A 1,725-nucleotide genomic window follows, 5' to 3' on the forward strand; every position below is an offset into this window, starting at 1 on the left:
TCGCTTTTCGACGCCGCCACCGGCAGCCGCCTCTAGAGCATGATTTAGCCCCCCAAGACTCTTCCATTCCCCCCAAGACTCATCCCCCAAGACTCTCATCCCCCCAAAACTAACCATCCACTAGAAAACGGACAGAGACGATGAACTGGTCATTCCAACTTTACAGCGCCCGCAATTTCCAGCCTTGGGAGGGCGTGCTCAAAATGCTGGGCGAGCTTGGTTACAGCCAAGTCGAAGGGTTCGGCGGTGTCTATGACGATCCCAAGGCGTTCCGTGCCGAGCTCGACAAGAACGGCCTTGCCATGCCGACCGGGCATTTCTCGATCGACGCGCTCGAGAAGGATTTCGACGGCGTGCGCAGGACGGCCGACGCGCTCGGCATCACGCTGCTCATCTGCCCGTTCCTGAACGCCGAGTTCAGGCCGGCCGACGCAGCCGGCTGGCGCGGCTTCGGCGAACGCCTGGCCAAGGTCGGCGAGACGGCCAAGAAGGCCGGCTATGGCTTTGCGTGGCACAATCATGATTTCGAGTTCAAGGCGCTTGCCGACGGCTCGGTGCCGCAGGACCATATCCTGTCCTCGGCGCCCGACATCGGCTGGGAGATGGACGTCGCCTGGGTGGTGCGCGGCGGCGTCGATCCGCTGCCCTGGATCGAGAAGCACGGCAAGCGCATCGTCGCCGTCCACGTCAAGGACCTGGCCAAGCCGGGCGAGGGCCTCGACGAGGACGGCTGGTCCGACGTCGGCCACGGCACCATCGACTGGCCCGGCCTGATCAAGGCGCTGCGCGCCAAAAGCGCCGCAAAATACTACGTCATGGAACAGGACAACCCCAACGACATCGAGCGCTTCGCCCGCCGCTCGATCGCAGCTGCCAAGACCTATTAGGAGCACACCAGCATGGCAACAAAACTTGGCATCGGCGTCATCGGCTGCGGCAACATCTCGAAGGCGTATTTCTCGCTGGCGCCGCTGTTTCGCGGCATCGAGATGCGCGCCTGCGCCGACATCAACATGGAAGCGGCGAAAGCGCGGGCAAAAGAGTTCAAACTGCGCGCCGAAACCGTCGAGGGGCTGCTCAAGGCCGACGATATCGACATCATCGTCAACCTGACCATTCCGGCGGTGCATTACGAGGTGTCGAAGCAGATCCTCGACGCCGGCAAGCACGTCTATTCGGAGAAGCCCTTCGTGCTGTCGGTCAAGGAAGGGCTCGACCTGAAGAAACGGGCGGAAAACAAGGGGCTGCGCATCGGCTCGGCGCCGGACACCTTCCTCGGCGGCGCGCACCAGCTTGTCCGCGACCTGATCGACACCGGCAGGCTCGGCACGATCACCAGCGGCACCTGTCATGTGATGAGCCATGGCATGGAGCACTGGCACCCCAATCCGGACTTCTTCTTCCAGCCGGGCGCCGGGCCGGTGCTCGATATCGGACCCTATTACATCACCAACCTGATCCAGCTGATCGGGCCGGTGAAGCAGGTCGCGGCTTTTGCTTCGATCCCGATGACGGAACGCATCATCAGCTCGAAGCCGCGCGCCGGCGAAAAGATCCCGGTCTCCACGCCAACGACGATCCACGGCGTGCTGGAATTCGAGAACGGCGCCGTGGTGACGCTCAACACCAGTTGGGATGTCTGGAGCCACGGCCACGCGCCGATGGAGCTCTATGGCGAGGCGGGCACGGTGTTCGTGCCGGATCCGAACTTCTTCGGCGGCGAGG

Annotated in this window: 2 protein-coding genes; both read left to right on the top strand. The window is 63.1% G+C overall.

Annotation, left to right across the window (positions count from 1 at the left end; all coding sequences use genetic code 11):
* The first annotated feature begins 140 nt into the window (after window positions 1-140).
* Complete coding sequence (locus E5W70_RS29000; RefSeq protein ID WP_292664725.1) at window positions 141-887, top strand: sugar phosphate isomerase/epimerase; 747 nt, start codon at window positions 141-143, stop codon at window positions 885-887.
* Window positions 888-899: 12 nt separating this feature from the next.
* A partial coding sequence (locus tag E5W70_RS29005) for a Gfo/Idh/MocA family oxidoreductase (protein ID WP_292664726.1) occupies window positions 900-1,725 on the top strand: 826 nt, incomplete at its 3' end.

The sequence above is a fragment of the Mesorhizobium sp. genome (assembly GCF_005063415.1).
GTDB lineage: Bacteria > Pseudomonadota > Alphaproteobacteria > Rhizobiales > Rhizobiaceae > Mesorhizobium.